Source organism: Mycolicibacter sp. MU0102, assembly GCF_963378105.1.
GTDB classification, from domain to species: domain Bacteria; phylum Actinomycetota; class Actinomycetes; order Mycobacteriales; family Mycobacteriaceae; genus Mycobacterium; species Mycobacterium holstebronense.
Window position 1 is genome coordinate 3,379,546 of the sequence record NZ_OY726398.1, and the last position, 15,003, is coordinate 3,394,548.

The 15,003-nt window shown below is 66.9% G+C and carries 17 protein-coding genes; 9 read left to right on the forward strand and 8 right to left on the reverse strand.

The annotated features are described in order from the left end of the window. Nucleotides 1-3: 3 nt before the first annotated feature. The 6 genes from RCP37_RS15900 to RCP37_RS15925 all read left to right on the forward strand — a co-directional run bounded on the left by RCP37_RS15900 (nucleotide 4) and on the right by RCP37_RS15925 (nucleotide 4,611). Nucleotides 4-264 (forward strand): acyl-CoA carboxylase subunit epsilon, encoded by a 261-nt coding sequence (locus RCP37_RS15900; protein WP_308483996.1) that lies wholly within the window; start codon nucleotides 4-6, stop codon nucleotides 262-264. A 7-nt stretch (nucleotides 265-271) separates the two neighbouring features. Next, nucleotides 272-913, forward strand: coding sequence for a Maf family protein (locus RCP37_RS15905; RefSeq protein ID WP_308483997.1), 642 nt, complete (start codon nucleotides 272-274; stop codon nucleotides 911-913). An 81-nt stretch (nucleotides 914-994) separates the two neighbouring features. Beyond that, the gene (locus RCP37_RS15910) at nucleotides 995-1,906 is read left to right on the forward strand and encodes a sulfurtransferase (RefSeq protein WP_308483998.1); all 912 of its coding nucleotides are present in this window, start codon (nucleotides 995-997) and stop codon (nucleotides 1,904-1,906) included. Then, complete coding sequence (locus RCP37_RS15915) at nucleotides 1,906-2,322, forward strand: SufE family protein (protein WP_308483999.1); 417 nt, start codon at nucleotides 1,906-1,908, stop codon at nucleotides 2,320-2,322. Before RCP37_RS15910 ends, RCP37_RS15915 begins: the two co-directional genes overlap by 1 nt. Nucleotides 2,323-2,413: 91 nt before the next feature. Continuing rightward, nucleotides 2,414-4,210, forward strand: a complete 1,797-nt coding sequence (locus tag RCP37_RS15920; protein WP_308484000.1) for an acetyl/propionyl/methylcrotonyl-CoA carboxylase subunit alpha — start codon at nucleotides 2,414-2,416, stop codon at nucleotides 4,208-4,210. 5 nt (nucleotides 4,211-4,215) lie between these two features. Further along, nucleotides 4,216-4,611: a GNAT family N-acetyltransferase gene (locus RCP37_RS15925; RefSeq protein ID WP_308487115.1), complete on the forward strand. Its 396-nt coding sequence runs from the start codon at nucleotides 4,216-4,218 to the stop codon at nucleotides 4,609-4,611. Here the strand turns inward: RCP37_RS15925 and RCP37_RS15930 are convergent. Together RCP37_RS15930 and RCP37_RS15935 are read right to left on the reverse strand one after the other, a co-directional pair. Next, entirely contained in the window at nucleotides 4,525-4,809 is a 285-nt protein-coding gene (locus RCP37_RS15930) for a hypothetical protein (RefSeq protein WP_308484001.1), read from the reverse strand. The genes RCP37_RS15925 and RCP37_RS15930 overlap by 87 nt on opposite strands. 38 nt (nucleotides 4,810-4,847) lie before the next feature. Further along, nucleotides 4,848-5,831, reverse strand: coding sequence for a TIGR03557 family F420-dependent LLM class oxidoreductase (locus tag RCP37_RS15935; protein ID WP_308484002.1), 984 nt, complete (start codon nucleotides 5,829-5,831; stop codon nucleotides 4,848-4,850). A 77-nt stretch (nucleotides 5,832-5,908) separates the two neighbouring features. Between RCP37_RS15935 and RCP37_RS15940 the strand changes: the two genes are divergently transcribed. Together RCP37_RS15940 and RCP37_RS15945 are read left to right on the forward strand one after the other, a co-directional pair. Next, complete coding sequence (locus tag RCP37_RS15940; protein WP_308484003.1) at nucleotides 5,909-6,916, forward strand: iron-containing redox enzyme family protein; 1,008 nt, start codon at nucleotides 5,909-5,911, stop codon at nucleotides 6,914-6,916. Between the two features lie 193 nt (nucleotides 6,917-7,109). Next, nucleotides 7,110-7,547: an STAS domain-containing protein gene (locus RCP37_RS15945; protein WP_308484004.1), complete on the forward strand. Its 438-nt coding sequence runs from the start codon at nucleotides 7,110-7,112 to the stop codon at nucleotides 7,545-7,547. Between the two features lie 9 nt (nucleotides 7,548-7,556). On the opposite strand, the gene RCP37_RS15950 is transcribed toward RCP37_RS15945, so the two are convergent. Further along, entirely contained in the window at nucleotides 7,557-9,683 is a 2,127-nt protein-coding gene (locus RCP37_RS15950; RefSeq protein ID WP_308484005.1) for a catalase, read from the reverse strand. Between the two features lie 100 nt (nucleotides 9,684-9,783). On the opposite strand from RCP37_RS15950, the gene RCP37_RS15955 reads away from it, so the two are divergent. Further along, on the forward strand, nucleotides 9,784-10,464 hold the full coding sequence (locus RCP37_RS15955; protein WP_308484006.1) for an HAD family hydrolase: 681 nt from the start codon (nucleotides 9,784-9,786) through the stop codon (nucleotides 10,462-10,464). Nucleotides 10,465-10,480: 16 nt separating this feature from the next. On the opposite strand, the gene RCP37_RS15960 is transcribed toward RCP37_RS15955, so the two are convergent. From RCP37_RS15960 to RCP37_RS15980, 5 genes are all read right to left on the reverse strand, one after another. Next, a complete protein-coding gene (locus tag RCP37_RS15960) occupies nucleotides 10,481-10,894 on the reverse strand; it encodes a ChaB family protein (RefSeq protein WP_065039090.1) in 414 nt (137 codons plus the stop codon). Between the two features lie 120 nt (nucleotides 10,895-11,014). Beyond that, nucleotides 11,015-11,533, reverse strand: coding sequence for a universal stress protein (locus tag RCP37_RS15965; RefSeq protein ID WP_082980827.1), 519 nt, complete (start codon nucleotides 11,531-11,533; stop codon nucleotides 11,015-11,017). A 45-nt stretch (nucleotides 11,534-11,578) separates the two neighbouring features. Beyond that, on the reverse strand, nucleotides 11,579-12,586 hold the full coding sequence (locus RCP37_RS15970) for an SDR family oxidoreductase (RefSeq protein WP_065039088.1): 1,008 nt from the start codon (nucleotides 12,584-12,586) through the stop codon (nucleotides 11,579-11,581). Continuing rightward, on the reverse strand, nucleotides 12,583-14,256 hold the full coding sequence (locus RCP37_RS15975; protein WP_308484007.1) for a GMC family oxidoreductase: 1,674 nt from the start codon (nucleotides 14,254-14,256) through the stop codon (nucleotides 12,583-12,585). The genes RCP37_RS15970 and RCP37_RS15975 overlap by 4 nt, the downstream gene beginning before the upstream one ends. Then, nucleotides 14,256-15,002 carry a gluconate 2-dehydrogenase subunit 3 family protein gene (locus tag RCP37_RS15980; RefSeq protein ID WP_224972586.1) on the reverse strand — a complete coding sequence of 249 codons (747 nt, stop codon included), beginning with the start codon at nucleotides 15,000-15,002 and terminating at the stop codon, nucleotides 14,256-14,258. The genes RCP37_RS15975 and RCP37_RS15980 overlap by 1 nt, the downstream gene beginning before the upstream one ends. Nucleotide 15,003: the final 1 nt, after the last annotated feature.

Sequence of the window (15,003 nt, forward strand, 5' to 3'; positions counted from 1 at the left end):
CTTGTGAGCGACGAGAACGAAGCCACCACTGCGGTCGAGGAGACTCCTGCGGTCGCCGAACCGCACATCAAGGTGCTGCGGGGCAACCCCACCGACGCCGAGATCGCGGCGCTGGTCGCGGTGCTCGGCACGGCAGGCGGCGCTGGAGCCGAATCCGGTGCACGGGACCGTAATCTCTGGGGCCACCCGGTCGACAAGCTGCGGATTCCACTGTTCAGCTGGCAGCGGATCACTCTGCTGGAGCGCACCCACATGCGCCGGTGACCAGCCGGTGACGCGGCTGGTCCTCGGCTCGGCCTCGTCAGGTCGGCTGGCCGTTCTGCGCGGCGCCGGAATCGACCCGTTGGTGGTGGTCTCCGGTGTCGACGAGGACGCCGTGATGGCCGGTCTGCCCGCTACTGCGTCCCCGGATGCTGTGACCGGCGCCCTGGCCGCCGCTAAAGCGGAGCAGGTCGCCTCCACACTGCAGCCTCCGGTGAGCACCGATTGCGTTGTGATCGGCTGCGATTCAATGCTCTATTTCGACGGCAAGCTGTGCGGCAAACCCCCAACGGTCGATGAGGCCCGCATCCGCTGGCGCGCGATGGCCGGAAATTCCGGGCAGCTCCACACCGGCCACAGCCTGATCCGGTTGCGCGACAACGAGATCACCCATCAGATCACCGAAACCGCCGTGACCACAGTGCGTTTCGGCCGCCCGGATGACGACGATCTGGAGGCCTATCTGGCCAGCGGCGAGCCGCTGCGGGTCGCCGGCGGATTCACCCTGGATGGCTTGGGGGGCTGGTTCGTCGACGGCGTCGACGGCGATCCCTCCAGCGTCATCGGTATCAGCCTGCCCATGCTGCGTCGGCTGCTGCGCCCAGCCGGGCTCTCGGTCGCTGCACTGTGGGCGGCCAACCCGGTCACCTGAGCCAGGTAACGCGCACCTGAAGTCAGCGAATTTCCGGCCATGGGAGTGGCACAACGGTTACCGACCGGTAGGCTCGGTTTTGTGCCAGTGCCTGCCGACCCCGCCCCCGCCCTGCAGTCCTACGCTCACCCGGAACGGTTGGTGACAGCCGACTGGCTGGCGGGCAATCTGGGCACACCCGGCCTCGTCGTGGTGGAGTCCGACGAGGATGTCTTGCTCTACGACATCGGCCACATTCCCACCGCGGTCAAGATCGACTGGGTCACCGATCTCAACGATTCCCCGGTCCGCGACTACATCACCGGCGAGCAGTTCGCCGACCTGATGAACCGCAAGGGCATCTCGCGCGACGACACCGTGGTGATCTACGGCGACAAGTCCAACTGGTGGGCCGCGTACGCGCTGTGGGTGTTCACCCTGTTCGGACACGAAGACGTGCGGCTACTCGACGGCGGGCGCGACCTCTGGGTGTCCTCGGGCCGCGAGACCACCCTGGACGTGCCGTCGAAGACCACGACCGGCTACCCCGTCGTCAAGCGCAACGACGCCCCCATCCGGGCCTACAAGGACGACGTGCTGGCCAACATCGGCCAGGTGCCGCTGATCGACGTTCGCTCGCCGCAGGAGTACACCGGCGAGCGCACCCACATGCCGGAATACCCGGAGGAGGGTGTGCTGCGCGGCGGCCACATCCCCACTGCGGTCTCCGTGCCGTGGAGCAAGGCGGCCGACGACGCCGGCCGGTTCCGCAAGCGCGAGGAATTGGAACGGCTCTACGATTTCCTCAAGCCCGAGGACAAGCCGATCGCCTACTGCCGCATCGGAGAACGCTCCAGCCACACCTGGTTCGTTCTGACCCACCTGCTCGGTCTCGACGATGTCCGCAACTACGACGGGTCCTGGACCGAGTGGGGCAACACCGTGCGGGTGCCCATCGTCGACGGCCCCGAACCCGGACAGCTGTCCGGAGCCCCGGGGAGCCCCGCCAGCTGATGAGCCTGCCGGAGGGACTGGCGCAGGTGGTTTCCGACTTCGCCGAGGTCGAAGGCCAGGACAAGCTCAGGCTGCTGATCGAATTCGCAGACGAACTGCCCGATCTGCCCGCTGAGCTGACCGAATCCGCCATGGAACCGGTACCGGAGTGCCAGTCGCCGTTGTTCATGCATGTCGATGCCGCCGACCCGCAGCGGGTGCGGCTGTATTTCAGCGCGCCAGTAGAGGCGCCGACCACGCGCGGCTTCGCATCGATCTGGGCGGCCGGCCTCGACGGCGAACCGGCCGACGTCATCCTCGGCGTGCCGGAGGATTTCGCGTCTCGGCTTGGGTTGGCCACCCTGATCAGCCCGCTGCGGCTGCGCGGTATGTCGGCCATGTTGACCCGCATCAAGCGGCATTTACGCGCCGCGTAAGGGGCACTGGAACAGGTTCAGCGGTCGCGCTTTACACTGCCTGAAGCTAGATTCTTAAAGACATTTCTTATACATGCCATCAGGAGGGCCAGTGGCGAACCATGCCAGCTCGAAGATCTCCAAGGTGCTCGTCGCCAACCGCGGGGAGATCGCCGTTCGAGTGATCCGCGCCGCGCGCGACGCCGGATTGGCCAGCGTGGCCGTGTACGCCGAGCCCGACGCCGACGCTCCGCACGTCCGCCTTGCCGATGAGGCGTTCGCCCTGGGCGGGCAGACCTCGGCCGAGTCCTACTTGGTGTTCGAGAAGATCCTCGACGCCGCGGCCCAGTCGGGCGCCAACGCGATTCACCCCGGGTATGGCTTCCTCTCCGAGAACGCCGACTTCGCCCAGGCCGTGATCGACGCCGGGCTGATCTGGATCGGGCCGAGCCCGCAGTCGATCCGCGACCTCGGCGACAAGGTCACCGCGCGCCACATCGCTGCCCGCGCCAAGGCTCCCCTGGTGCCCGGCACCCCGGACCCGGTCAAGGACGCCGACGAGGTCGTGGCGTTCGCCAAGGAGTACGGCGTACCGGTGGCGATCAAGGCCGCGTTCGGTGGCGGCGGTCGCGGCATGAAGGTGGCGCGCACCCTCGAAGAGATTCCCGAGCTGTTCGAGTCGGCCACCCGTGAGGCGATTGCGGCCTTCGGTCGCGGCGAGTGCTTCGTGGAGCGCTACCTGGACAAGCCGCGCCACGTCGAGGCCCAGGTCATCGCCGACCAGCACGGCAACGTCGTCGTCGCGGGAACCCGCGACTGCTCGCTGCAGCGCCGCTTCCAGAAGCTGGTCGAGGAGGCCCCGGCGCCGTTCCTGACCGACGCACAGCGCAAGGAGATCCACGAGTCCGCCAAGCGGATCTGCAAGGAGGCCGGCTACTACGGCGCCGGGACCGTGGAGTACCTGGTCGGCCAGGACGGCCTGATCAGCTTCCTGGAGGTCAACACCCGTCTGCAGGTGGAACACCCGGTCACCGAGGAGACCTCGGGCATCGACCTGGTGCGTGAGCAGTTCCGGATCGCCAACGGCGAGACGCTCGACCTCACCGAGGACCCCGAGCCGCGCGGCCACTCGATCGAGTTCCGCATCAACGGCGAGGACGCCGGTCGCGGCTTCCTGCCCGCCCCCGGCCCGGTCACCCGCTTCGACCCGCCGACCGGCCCCGGCATCCGGATGGACTCCGGCGTGGAGACCGGTTCGGTGATCGGCGGCCAGTTCGACTCGATGCTGGCCAAGCTGATCGTCACCGGCGCGACCCGCACCGAAGCCCTCGAGCGTGCCCGGCGCGCCCTGGACGAGTTCCACGTCGAGGGTCTGGCCACGGTCATCCCGTTCGACCGTGTGGTGGTTCGCGACCCGGCGTTCGTCGGCGACGAGAACGGCTTCACGGTTCACACCCGCTGGATCGAGACCGAGTTCGAGAACAACATCGAGCCCTTCACCGGCGGTGAGCCCCTCGACGACGAGGACGTGCAGCCGCGGCAGAAGGTGGTCGTCGAGGTCGGCGGCCGGCGCCTGGAGGTGTCGCTGCCGGGTGACCTGGCGCTGGGCGGCGGCGGAGCCGGCGGCGCCGCTGGAGCCATCCGGAAGAAGCCCAAGGCCCGCAAGCGTGGCGCGCACGGCGGCGCGGCGGCGTCCGGTGACGCTGTCACCGCACCGATGCAGGGCACCGTGGTGAAGGTGGCCGTCGAGGAGGGCCAGGAGGTCGCCGCCGGTGACCTGGTCGTCGTCCTGGAGGCCATGAAGATGGAGAACCCGGTCACCGCGCACAAGGACGGTGTCATCACCGGTCTGTCGGCCGAGGCCGGATCGGCCATCACGCAGGGCACCGTGCTCTGCGAGATCAAGTAACCGACATAGAGCCCGTCGAGATCAACGCCGGCCCGTGGTATCTGCGGATACCACGGGCCGACGATCGTATAGACGACCGTGTGACCCTGGCCGATCTCGGTGAGACCGACCCGGACTACGTCGTGAAGGCGGAATCCGGCTGGGCCGACGACTCGCGCTATCGCTGGGCGGTCTGCGAGCCGACGACGGGCGAACTGTTGGCCGAGGTGACGCTGAATCCCGCCTCGGGCGAGATCGCCAGTCGCCACCGGCCAGGTTATGGACAGGCAGCAGTGACCGGGGCACAGGCGGTGTCCCGGTTCGCCGCGGGGGCGTTAGGTCTGACGCCGGTGGTGACCGGCGTGGGTGGTCCGGCTTCGCCCGACGAAAACCCAGGTCAGACCGCCGATCGCCAACGCTAGGACCGCGATCCCGAAGCCCAGCGTCCACCCGGCGTCGTGCTGCGCGGCGGCGCTCATGAAGCCCACCAATGCCAGTGCCGCCATCAGCAGCATGGCCAAGCCCGGCAACTCACGGCGGTCCTTGAACACCAGTCCGGCCCGCGGCTGGGTCGTACGCCTCTGATCGATTCCCTCATCGGTGTCGCTGATGTCGCCCATGAGGCCCCTTGTACCCTCGGCGCTGCGACCCGAAACTCTTACGGTGCGTCGCGCAGTGCCGCCAGCAGCGGCTCTGCGGCCTCCTTGAGGAAAGCCTCCTGGTCCTCCCCACCGATCTGGATCAGCGCGATGTCGGTGAAGCCAGCGTCTCGGTAGGCGCCGACCGCATCGACGATCGGATCCAGTTCCGGCCCGCAGGGTATGGCCCCGGCGACGTCGCGCGGCTGCACGTAGCGGGTGGCGGCCGCGAACGCCGCCGGTGTCGGCAGCTCAGAGTTGACCGACCAGCCGCCGCCGAACCAGCGGAACTGTCGGTGGGCGCGCTGTATTGCCTTATCCCGGTCGGGATCCCAGCACACCGGTAGCTGCCCGATGATGCGGCCACCCGCCAATCCGGCCGCCTGCCGTGCGGCGTGCCAGGACTGGACCAGATCGCGGTCGGGCTGCACCGCGATCAGGTGATCGGCGGCCGCGGCGAATCTGTCCACGCCCTTGGGCCCCGACATGGCCACGGCCAACGCGACCGGGATGTCCGGCAGGTCCCATAGCCGCGCCTGGTCGACTTGGAAATAGTCGCCGTGGTGGTCGACCGTCTCCCCCATCAGCAGCTCGCGGATGATCTTGATGGCTTCACCGAGCATGGCCTGCCTGCGCACTACGTTGGGCCACCCCGCTCCCGTCACGATGTGCTCGTTGAGGTTCTCCCCGCTGCCCAGCCCCAAGGTGAACCGGCCCTCGGCCAAAATCTGCACGGTGGCAGCCTGCTGGGCCACGATCGCTGGGTGGTAGCGCATCGTCGGGCAGGTCACGTAGCTGTAGAGACCTATGTCCTGCGTGGCGTGCGCGACCGCGCCCAGCAGCGCCCACGCGTTGGGAGCGTGGCCCTGCGACACCAGCCACGGCGAGAAATGATCGCTGCACACCGCGAAGTCGAAACCGCGTTCCTCGGCGGCAACGGCGTAGCCGACCAGCTCTGCGGGCCCGCTCTGCTCGGTCATCAGGGTGTAGCCGAAGCGTGTCATGCTGCCGGAATACCCAACGGCCGACCACCGAAACGGGGCGCCGTTTGGCGCGGTCCGGGTGGCGGGTACCCGCAAGCGTGTCCACCGCAACGATCCACACCGAACCCCGCCTGCCCGCCGCGTGCGGGCCGTTGTCCGCGACGGTGTGCAGCCTCTTGCGTCGGCCTGCCGGCACGGTCCCCGAGCTCATCCCCCCGACCACCGGCGCCGACCCGTACGGCCGCGACCTGCAACTGGCGCTCTACGTCTGCTACGAGTTGCATTACCGCGGATTCGCCGATGTTGACCCCGGTTGGGAGTGGGACGTCACGCTGTTGGGACTACGCACGCAACTCGAATGCGCGTTCCTCGACCGCGTGCGTCGCGATGTCGGGGTGATACCGCCACATGCGACGGCCGATGCGGAAATGGAGGCCGCGGCATCCGAGCCCGTGCACGGCGCCGGACCGTCGTGGTTCCTGCGTGATCACGGCACCTGGGAGCAGGCCCGGGAGTACTTCGTCCACCGATCGCTCTATCACCTCAAGGAGGGCGATCCGCACGCCTGGATCATCCCGCGCCTGACCGGCCAGGCCAAGGCGTCGTTTGTCGCGGTCGAGTTCGACGAGTACGGCGCGGGGCGGGGTCCGCGGGTGCATCAGCAGCTCTTCGCCGACCTGCTCACCGCGGCTGGGCTGGATGCCGGTTACCTCGCCTACCTCGATGTTGTCCCTGCCGAGTCGCTGGCGGTGGTGAATCTGATGTCGCTGTTCGGGTTGCATCGCCGGTGGCGGGGTGCGGCCGCCGGGCACTTCGCGGCGACCGAGATCACTTCACCTCCGGGCTCGAGCCGGCTGGTCGCGGCGCTGCGGCGGATGGGTGCGCCGGAGCCGTGCGTGGTGTTCTACGCCGAGCACGTCGAGGCCGACGCGGTACACGAACAGGTGGTCCGCAATGACGTGATCGGCAACCTGCTGGAAGGCAATCCGCATTTGGAGACGGATGTCGTATTCGGTATCCGAGCTCTCGCCGCTGTGGAAAATCGGCTCTCCGATGTCATGCTCTCGGCCTGGTCTGCGGGGCGTTCGTCGCTGCTCACAACGTGAAAATTAAGGTTTCACTGGGATTTTCCAGAAATTGTCGGGCACCTCTTTGCCAATCCCGGCGGAGCTGGGTAACGTCTGGTTCCTCCGGTTGAGTTCACAGCCGCAGTGAAACGTCACCGCGTAAACGCAGCCCCGGAAGTGATTACGTTGACGTGATCCAACAGCACGATTCGTCGACTGATGGAGCCACAACATGACGATCAGCAAGGTTACTCAGAACGCATTCGCCACTCCTGCAACGGAAGCCACCCAAGTTTGGCGCAATCACGCCGCCAAGTTCACGGTTCATTGGGGTCGCACCGGAGCCGTCGTTGCCGTCAATGGCGAGATCGACGCGGCGAACGCCAGCCCATTCGCGGACTACGCCAAACGCTGCGCCGAGTGCTGCGAGTGGCTGGTGGTGGATCTCTCTGAACTGACATTCATTGGGACCACCGGGTTTTCAGCTCTTCAGTCGATCAGCGCGCAGTGTTCCAGCGCGCAGACCAACCTGAAGGTGGTGCCGAGTCCCGCGCTGACCACCTTGTTGCGGATCTGCGATCCGCACTCGCGACTTCCGCTGGTGGACTCGCTGACAGACGCGTTGGCCGAGGTGCAGCGGTCTGGTCGGCCGCTGCGCCTAGTGCCGTGAGCTAGGAATCTAGGCAGGAACCGCGTCGGCAGCGCGACTCCAAGCGCGGTGCTCGGCGAGTGCAGCGGCGAATGCGTCGAAGAACTCGTCATCCAAGTCATCAGCCGCGGCCGTCGTCGTCACCACACCGGTGGCGACGACGACCCCGGTGTCTTCGGCCGGTTGCTCGGCGATACCGGCCTTGGGCAACAGTTTGACGCCGGCACCGAACGCCCCGATGACCTTGAGGTGCTTGTAGGCCTCCGTGACGAAGTGCACCGCATACCCGTCGCCCGACAATGCCTGCACGGCGTCCGGCCCGCACGGCACCACCACTGCGTCGTAGAGCACCGAGGCCATCGTCGTGAAGGCCCGGTCGACACTCAACCGGCCGCCGGAGCCACCGTCCAATTCGCCGCCGGCGATAGGCGCCAGCACTTCGGCGATCGCGCCGCGTTCCCGCATCGCCGCGACGAACCGTTCCACGCCCACCACGTCCACACCGTCGGCGGCCAGCACAGCGATCTTGCGGCTTTCGATGCCGGGCGCATCTTCGCCAGCGGGGGTACCGGCATCGCTCAACTGCGAGAGCGCCGGTGAGAGCACCACCTCGTCGAGGGACTGCTCGTCGGGGGTGGCCAGGCCCAGTTTCTCGGCCACGCGGCGCGCCAGATCGTGGTCCACCATGTTCAGCTGTTCGAGGGCGCGCTGCCGAATCTCGACGTGTTCGCATTTCCCCAGTTCAAAGGCGTAGGCGGCGACGATGTGCTTCGCCTCGGGCTCGGTCATGCTGCGGTAGAACATCCGCGCCTGGCCGTAGTGGTTCTCGAAGCTCGCGGCACGCTTGCGGATCTTGGCCCCGTCCAGCTTCTCGGTGTAGTGCCGGAACACGCCCTCGTCCGCCAAAGCTGGGCAGCCACCACCCAACGAGTTCTTGAAGTAGCTGGACTTCCCCTGCGGAATCGCATGTTGGCTGTAGCCGTCGTGCTGGTTGTTGCGCACCTGCGCCACCGGCCGGTTGACCGGCAGCTGAGCGAAGTTCGGGCCGCCGAGCCGGATCAACTGCGTGTCCAGGTAGGAGAAGTTGCGGAACTGCAGCAGCGGGTCGTTGGTGAAGTCGATTCCCGGCACGACGTTGGCCGTGTGGAACGCCACCTGCTCGGTTTCGGCGAAGAAGTTCTCCGGGTTGCGATTGAGCACCATCTTGCCGACCGGGCGTACCGGAACCTGTTCTTCGGGAATGATTTTGGTGGCGTCCAGCAGGTCGAAGTCGAACTTGAACTCGTCGGCTTCGGCGACCAGCTGGACTCCAAGTTCCCATTCCGGGAATTGACCGGCCTCGATGGCGTCCCACAGATCGCGCCGGTTGAAGTCGGGGTCTTTACCGGCGATCTTCTGGCATTCGTCCCAGATCAGCGAATGCACGCCCAGCTTCGGCTTCCAGTGGAATTTCACGAACGTTCCCTCGCCGCTTGTGTTCACCAAGCGGAAGGTGTGCACGCCGAAGCCCTGCATCATCCGGTAGCTGCGCGGCAGAGCGCGGTCCGACATCAGCCACATGATGGCGTGCAGCGTCTCGGGCTGCAGCGACACGAAGTCCCACAGTGTGTCGTGAGCGGACTGGGCCTGGGGAATCTCGTTGTCCGGCTCGGGTTTGACCGCATGCACGAAGTCAGGGAACTTGATGCCGTCCTGAATGAAGAACACCGGAAAGTTGTTGCCCACCAGGTCATAGTTGCCCGCCTCGGTGTAGAACTTGGTGGCGAATCCGCGTACGTCACGCACGGTGTCGGCCGAACCGCGCGAGCCGGCCACGGTGGAGAACCGCACGAACACCGGCGTCCTGGTGCCCGGTGTGGTCAGAAAGCGTGCCGCGGTGTACTGCGCAAGCGAGTCGTCATAGGGCTCGAAGTAGCCGTAGGCGCCCGCCCCGCGGGCATGCACCACGCGTTCGGGAATCCGCTCGTGATCGAAGTGGGTGATCTTCTCCCGGGCGTGGAAGTCCTCCAGCAGCGTCGGCCCACGCTCACCGACAGTCAGCGCGTCGTCGGTGTGGTCGACGCGCACCCCCTGCTGAGTCGTGAGGTATCCGGACTGCCGGTCGACCCGGTAATCGTCGAGTTGTCGCTGCTTGCCGTCACGGTCCTCGGTAGCCACCGCTTTTCCTCTCGTCGGTATTTGGGAAATCCCTGGATGGGTATCCCAGCCAGGTCATCCGCAAACGACCGGGACCATCCGCGAACGAGAGGGGAAGATCGTGAGCACCCAATCGGCCGTGTTGTTCGACGTCGACGGCACCCTGGTCGATTCCAACTATCTGCACGTGCACGCCTGGCGGCGCGCGTTCGCCGAGCTACACCACGAGGTGGAGTCGTGGCGGATCCACCGCGCCATCGGAATGGACGGATCGGAGTTGGTGCGCCTGCTGTCCGACGACGCACCCGACGACGTCCGCCGGCGCCTGGAAGACCTGCACTCGCAGTACTACCTGCAGTCATCGGACTTGCTGGCGCCGCTACCGGGCGCACGCAAGCTGTTGGAACACATAGTCGCTCTTGATCTTCCGGTGGTGCTGGCCACCTCGGCACCCGAGAACGAGTTGGCGGTGCTGCGCAAGGTGCTCGGCTGCGACGACCTTGTCGCGGCGGTCACCTCCTCGGCCGACGTCGATGTCGCGAAGCCGAATCCGGACATCATCGGGATAGCACTCGACCGGGTCGGCGCAACGGCGGAGCGCGCCGTCTTCGTGGGCGACGCGGTCTGGGATGCCCAGGCGTGCGTGCGCGCCGGGGTGCCCAGCATCGGCCTGCTCAGCGGCGGCGTCTCGCGCGCCGAATTGGAAACGGCCGGTGCAGCGTTAGTTTTCGACAACGCCGAGGATCTGCTGGCGCACCTGGATCAGACGCCGATCGCTGGTCTGGCCGACGGGCGGGGCTAGAACGGCCGCCAGCCGGCTATTTGCCGCGGACTCGGCGATTGTGTTTCTTGATCGCCGTGACCAGTTCGGATTTCCGCATCGTCGATCGTCCGTGAATGTCCAGCCGGCGGGCGACGCCCAGAAGATGCTGCTTGCTGGCGTTGGCGTCGACGCCCTCTGCGGACGGCCCGGAGTTGTTCGGGCCGCCGCCGGTCGCGCGCTTGTCCGACGGGCCAGGCTTCTTCTTGGGTTCCCAGTGATCCCCGACCTTTTCGAAACTGTGCTTGAGCGCGGCATATGCGACCCGGTGCGCACGCTGCTCGCTGCCGTACTCCTTGGCGGCGGCGTCGTGCGCCTTGGCGAAAGTGCGCTGCGCCTTCGCTCCTGAGCGCTGCAGCGTACTGGGCAGCTCGCCGCGTTTGACGGTGCCGCTCTTCGTCGTCTTGGGCATGAGACCTCCAATCAGCGAATGCAATCGGGGTTGGTTACCCCATGAACTGGCCCAGCAACCATTTCGGGAGCGTGCGCGATTATCGGCACGCCGATCGGCCATCAGCTCTGGCCTGGGCGTTCACCAGCCCGTCGGGTCGATTTTTGCCGCGGCGTCCGAGGCGTCTGAGGGCTGCCGCATGGCCAGGTCGTCGTCGTTCAGGACGGCCAGTGGGCAGTGGCAGCGCGGCGTCAGCTCCGAGCCCACCGAGCCGAACAAGAGATGCCGCAACCGCCAACGGCCGCTCGACCCGACGACAACCAGCTCGGCTTGCCGGGACAAATCCTCCAGCGCGTCAACCGGATCTGTGAACTCCACTTTGGTGTTCAGCTGCGCGGGCGCGCCATCTGAAGAGCTGTCGGTTGCGACTCCGACGGCGTCATCGACAATCCGTTGGACGCGCCGGTGCGGCAACTCATGTTGACCGAACACGACCCATCGGGCCATCAGCGGGGACAACCGGGTTGAGGCCGCGTGTACCAGGGTCAGCGGTAGGGCACGGCGTTCGGCCTCCTGGGCTCCCCACCGCACCGCAGCCCGCGATGCCGACGACCCATCGACACCGACAACGATTCCGGCACTTGCAGTATTCGAAGGCATAGTGCCGGAGGTTAACCATCGCGGGTTGCTGTCAAACCCCGCCGCTCAACGCGGGCGGCGTGCGGCCAGAACGCCGGCTCCGGCCATCCCCAGCGCGGTCGCGGCCCCGGCGACCAATCCGGCGTGACGGGCCGCCCAGATCTGCGGGCTGTGCGCGTGCGAGGAGTCGTCGAACGCCCCGCGCGCACCGTGGTCGCTGCCCGGCCGTTCGTCGAGCGGTTCCCAGAGGTTGTACGGCTTGTCGCCGTCGACGCGCTCGCCAGTCTGCTGCGAGTCGTAGCCGGTGCGGGCCAAATAGCGATCGAGCAATGGCGCGGCGAATCGCTGAGCCAGCAAGGTGGCTACGGTGCTTTCGCCCACCCAGTACTGCTTGCGCCGGGGATGGTCGGCGGCCCGCAGCACCGCCTTGGCCACCAGCTGCGGCTGGTAGATCGGCGGCACCGGCTGCGGGTGGCGGGGAAGCCGCGACAGCACCCAGGAGAACTGTGGGGTATTGACCGCCGGCATCTGAACGAGCGTGATGTTGACCTTCGAACCGTCGTGCAGCAGCTCGCAACGCACCGATTCGGTGAAGCCGTTGACGGCGTGCTTGGCACCGCAGTAGGCCGACTGCAACGGGATCGACCGCTCCCCCAGGGCTGAGCCCACCTGTACAACAGTGCCGTGGTCGCGGGGCTTCATCCGGTCCAACGCCGCCATGGTGCCGTAGACGAAGCCGAGATAGCAGACCTCGGTCACACGTTTGAACTCCGCGGGCCCGATCTCGGTGAACGGCGCGAAGACCGATGCGAAGGCGACGTTGATCCAGGTGTCGATCGGCCCGAACTCGGCCTCGATACGATCGGCGGCGGCCGCCACCGCGTCGGGGTCGGCGACGTCGGTGGGAATGGGCAGCGCGGTGCCCCCGGCCTCTTCGACATCACGCGCCGCGCCGCGCAGGCCTGCCTCACCGCGCGCGAGCAGGGCGACATTGGCGCCGCGTTTGCCGTACAACTGTGCAACGGCCCGGCCGATCCCGGCGCTGGCTCCGGTGACGACGACGGTCTGTGTCATGGCTGGACTCCCTTCTTCGAGATGCGCTTTCCGGCAAGGCGTTCGGCGAGCCGAGAAGCCAGCGCCATGATGGTCAGCGCCGGATTGGCCGACCCCTGCGTCGGGCAGACCGAGCCGTCGGCGATGAACAGGTTGGGCACCCCCCACACCCGGTGGTCGGCATCGACGACCGAGTTCTCCGGCGCAGTGCCCATCCGGGCGCCGCCGATCAGGTGGGCGTAACGCTGGATGGTCAATACGTCCTGGGCGCCGGCCGCGTGCAGGATCTCCGTGATCACCCGGGTCGAGTAGGCCATGTTCGCCTTGTCGTTGTCGCAGCGGGTGTAGTCCATTCGGGCCACCGGGATCCCGTAGCCATCGACTTCGTCGGCCAGGGTGATCCTGTTTTCCGGCAGGGGCAGCAGTTCGTTGAGTACGCCGATCGTGCTCCAGTGGTTGTAGTCGCGCATGTACTCACGCAGCGCTCTGCCCCAGTGTCCGTCGGCGAGCACGTGCTCCGACCAGCCGATCGGCAGCGGCGACACGGTCTGGATGGAGAATCCGCGGGCGAATCCCCGGCCGGTGTCGGTTTCGTAGAACTGTTCGCTGGTCACCTGCGGCGGCGGGGCTTTGTACATTCGCAACTCCTCCGGCCATCGGCCTGCGGTCTGCGCCGCGCCTTGGACCATGACGTAGCGGCCGACTTGATCGGAGTTGTTTCCCAGCCCATGGGGGAACCGCTGGCTGGTCGAATTGAGCAGCAGCCGTGGGGTTTCGATTGAGTAACCGGCGACCGCCACCAGCTTGGCGCGCTGCAGATGCTCGGCACCGGTGTTGTCGTAGTAGACGACGCCACGTGCCGCTCCGGTGTCGTCGAGTTCGATGCGGGAGGCCATGCAGTCGGCACGGATCTCCACACCGTGTGCCAGCGCGTCGGGCAGGTGGGTGACGTACGGGCTGGCTTTGGCGTTGACCTTGCAGCCCTGCAGGCAGTAGCCACGGTAGATACAGTGCGGGCGGTTTCCAAAGGTGCCGTTGACGATTCCGACCGGACCCACCCGCATCTCGATACCCAGATTGCGGGCGCCCTCCCACAGCTTGGACGCGGCGCCGGAGATCGGGTGCGGCGACGACGGATAGCGGTGCGGATATCCCCATGGCCAGTTCTGTCCGGCGACCGGCAGTTCGGCCTCGAGCACTTCGTAGTGACGACGGATGTCCTCATAGTCGATCGGCCAGTCCGCCCCGACACCGTCAAGGCTGAATGTGCGTAGATCGCTGGGGTGAAAGCGTGGACAGTAACCGGCGTAGTGCACCATCGAGCCACCGACGCCCCGGCCGGAATTGTTCTTGCCCAACTCGATCGGATCGTCCCCGCCGATGATGCGCTTCTGCGTCCAGTACAGGGGATGCGATCCGGCTTCGTCGGAGACCCAGTCGGTGTCGGGATGCCAGAATGGTCCCGCCTCAATGATCACGGCGCGCCAGCCGGCCCGCGCCAGGCGCTGCGCCAACACTGATCCCCCGGCACCGGCGCCGATGACCACGAGGTCGACCTCGTCATTGAGTGCATACCGGCGCATCGTCTTCTCTCCGGGCAGTTCCCGCGACTGCACGTCCAGCAGGAACCGCGAGTCGTTGTCGGGTGGGCCCAACGATCCCTTGAGCAGGCCGCGCCAGAAGTCGCCCACTACGAATCCTCTTCTTGCACCAGTTCGACCGGGTCTTTGTCGATGGCACCACGCGTTTCGAACGGCTCACGCGCCGCTGCCGGACCGCTCGGGCCGCCGAGCCGCATGTATCCGCGCGGGTAGGCCGGGCCGCCGAAGCCGATCTCGTTCCACGCCCAGGGATGGGAGTAGAACGCCGACAGGGTCATCCGCATACACACCGACCACGCTCGGGTCGCGTTCAGCTGCGACCAGGAGCCGCCCTGCAATCGGCCGCGGGAGAACTGATCGACCAGAGCCAGTTGGGTGGGAATCTCGGCCTGGGCGAACGACGCCTTGCCGTATCGCTGTCCGGCGGCCTCGTCCAAGCCGCGCAACACCAGACGCCAGGTGTCCCGGTCGTCGGGCATGTCGGCGTACTGGTAGCCGTCGAGCTGGCCGTCGGCCAGTTTGGCGTCGACGAATTCGGCGACCGGAACCCGCGGTTCGGCGTCTTGTGCCAGCACGATGTCGCAGAACGACCGCAGGGTGGGTTCCTCGGCAGGGGTGAAGAACCGTAGCGGCCCCGGCGGTTCCAGCCGGGCCAGCACCACCTGTCTGGTGGCCTCGTCCCAGCGGTCCTTGGAAGCGAGTACATCGAAGTCCGGATAGCGCCCGATCATCTGCGGTGTGACGCCGCGGCGTTGCCGGGGCAGCCAGGACGGATGCGGTGGTTGACGATCGGCACGTAGGTTCGGCAGGTGGTCGGGACGGGAGGTGTCGGCCATG

Excerpts from the sequence above, each read along its gene's own strand:
- RCP37_RS15970 (WP_065039088.1), bottom strand. The coding sequence starts at position 12,586 with ATGACACAGACCGTCGTCGTCACCGGAGCCAGCGCCGGGATCGGCCGG.
- RCP37_RS15965 (WP_082980827.1), bottom strand. The coding sequence starts at position 11,533 with ATGCCTTCGAATACTGCAAGTGCCGGAATCGTTGTCGGTGTCGATGGG.
- RCP37_RS15915 (WP_308483999.1), top strand. The coding sequence starts at position 1,906 with ATGAGCCTGCCGGAGGGACTGGCGCAGGTGGTTTCCGACTTCGCCGAG.
- RCP37_RS15980 (WP_224972586.1), bottom strand. The coding sequence starts at position 15,002 with ATGGCCGACACCTCCCGTCCCGACCACCTGCCGAACCTACGTGCCGAT.
- RCP37_RS15935 (WP_308484002.1), bottom strand. The coding sequence starts at position 5,831 with ATGACACGCTTCGGCTACACCCTGATGACCGAGCAGAGCGGGCCCGCA.
- RCP37_RS15945 (WP_308484004.1), top strand. The coding sequence starts at position 7,110 with ATGACGATCAGCAAGGTTACTCAGAACGCATTCGCCACTCCTGCAACG.
- RCP37_RS15960 (WP_065039090.1), bottom strand. The coding sequence starts at position 10,894 with ATGCCCAAGACGACGAAGAGCGGCACCGTCAAACGCGGCGAGCTGCCC.
- RCP37_RS15930 (WP_308484001.1), bottom strand. The coding sequence starts at position 4,809 with ATGGGCGACATCAGCGACACCGATGAGGGAATCGATCAGAGGCGTACG.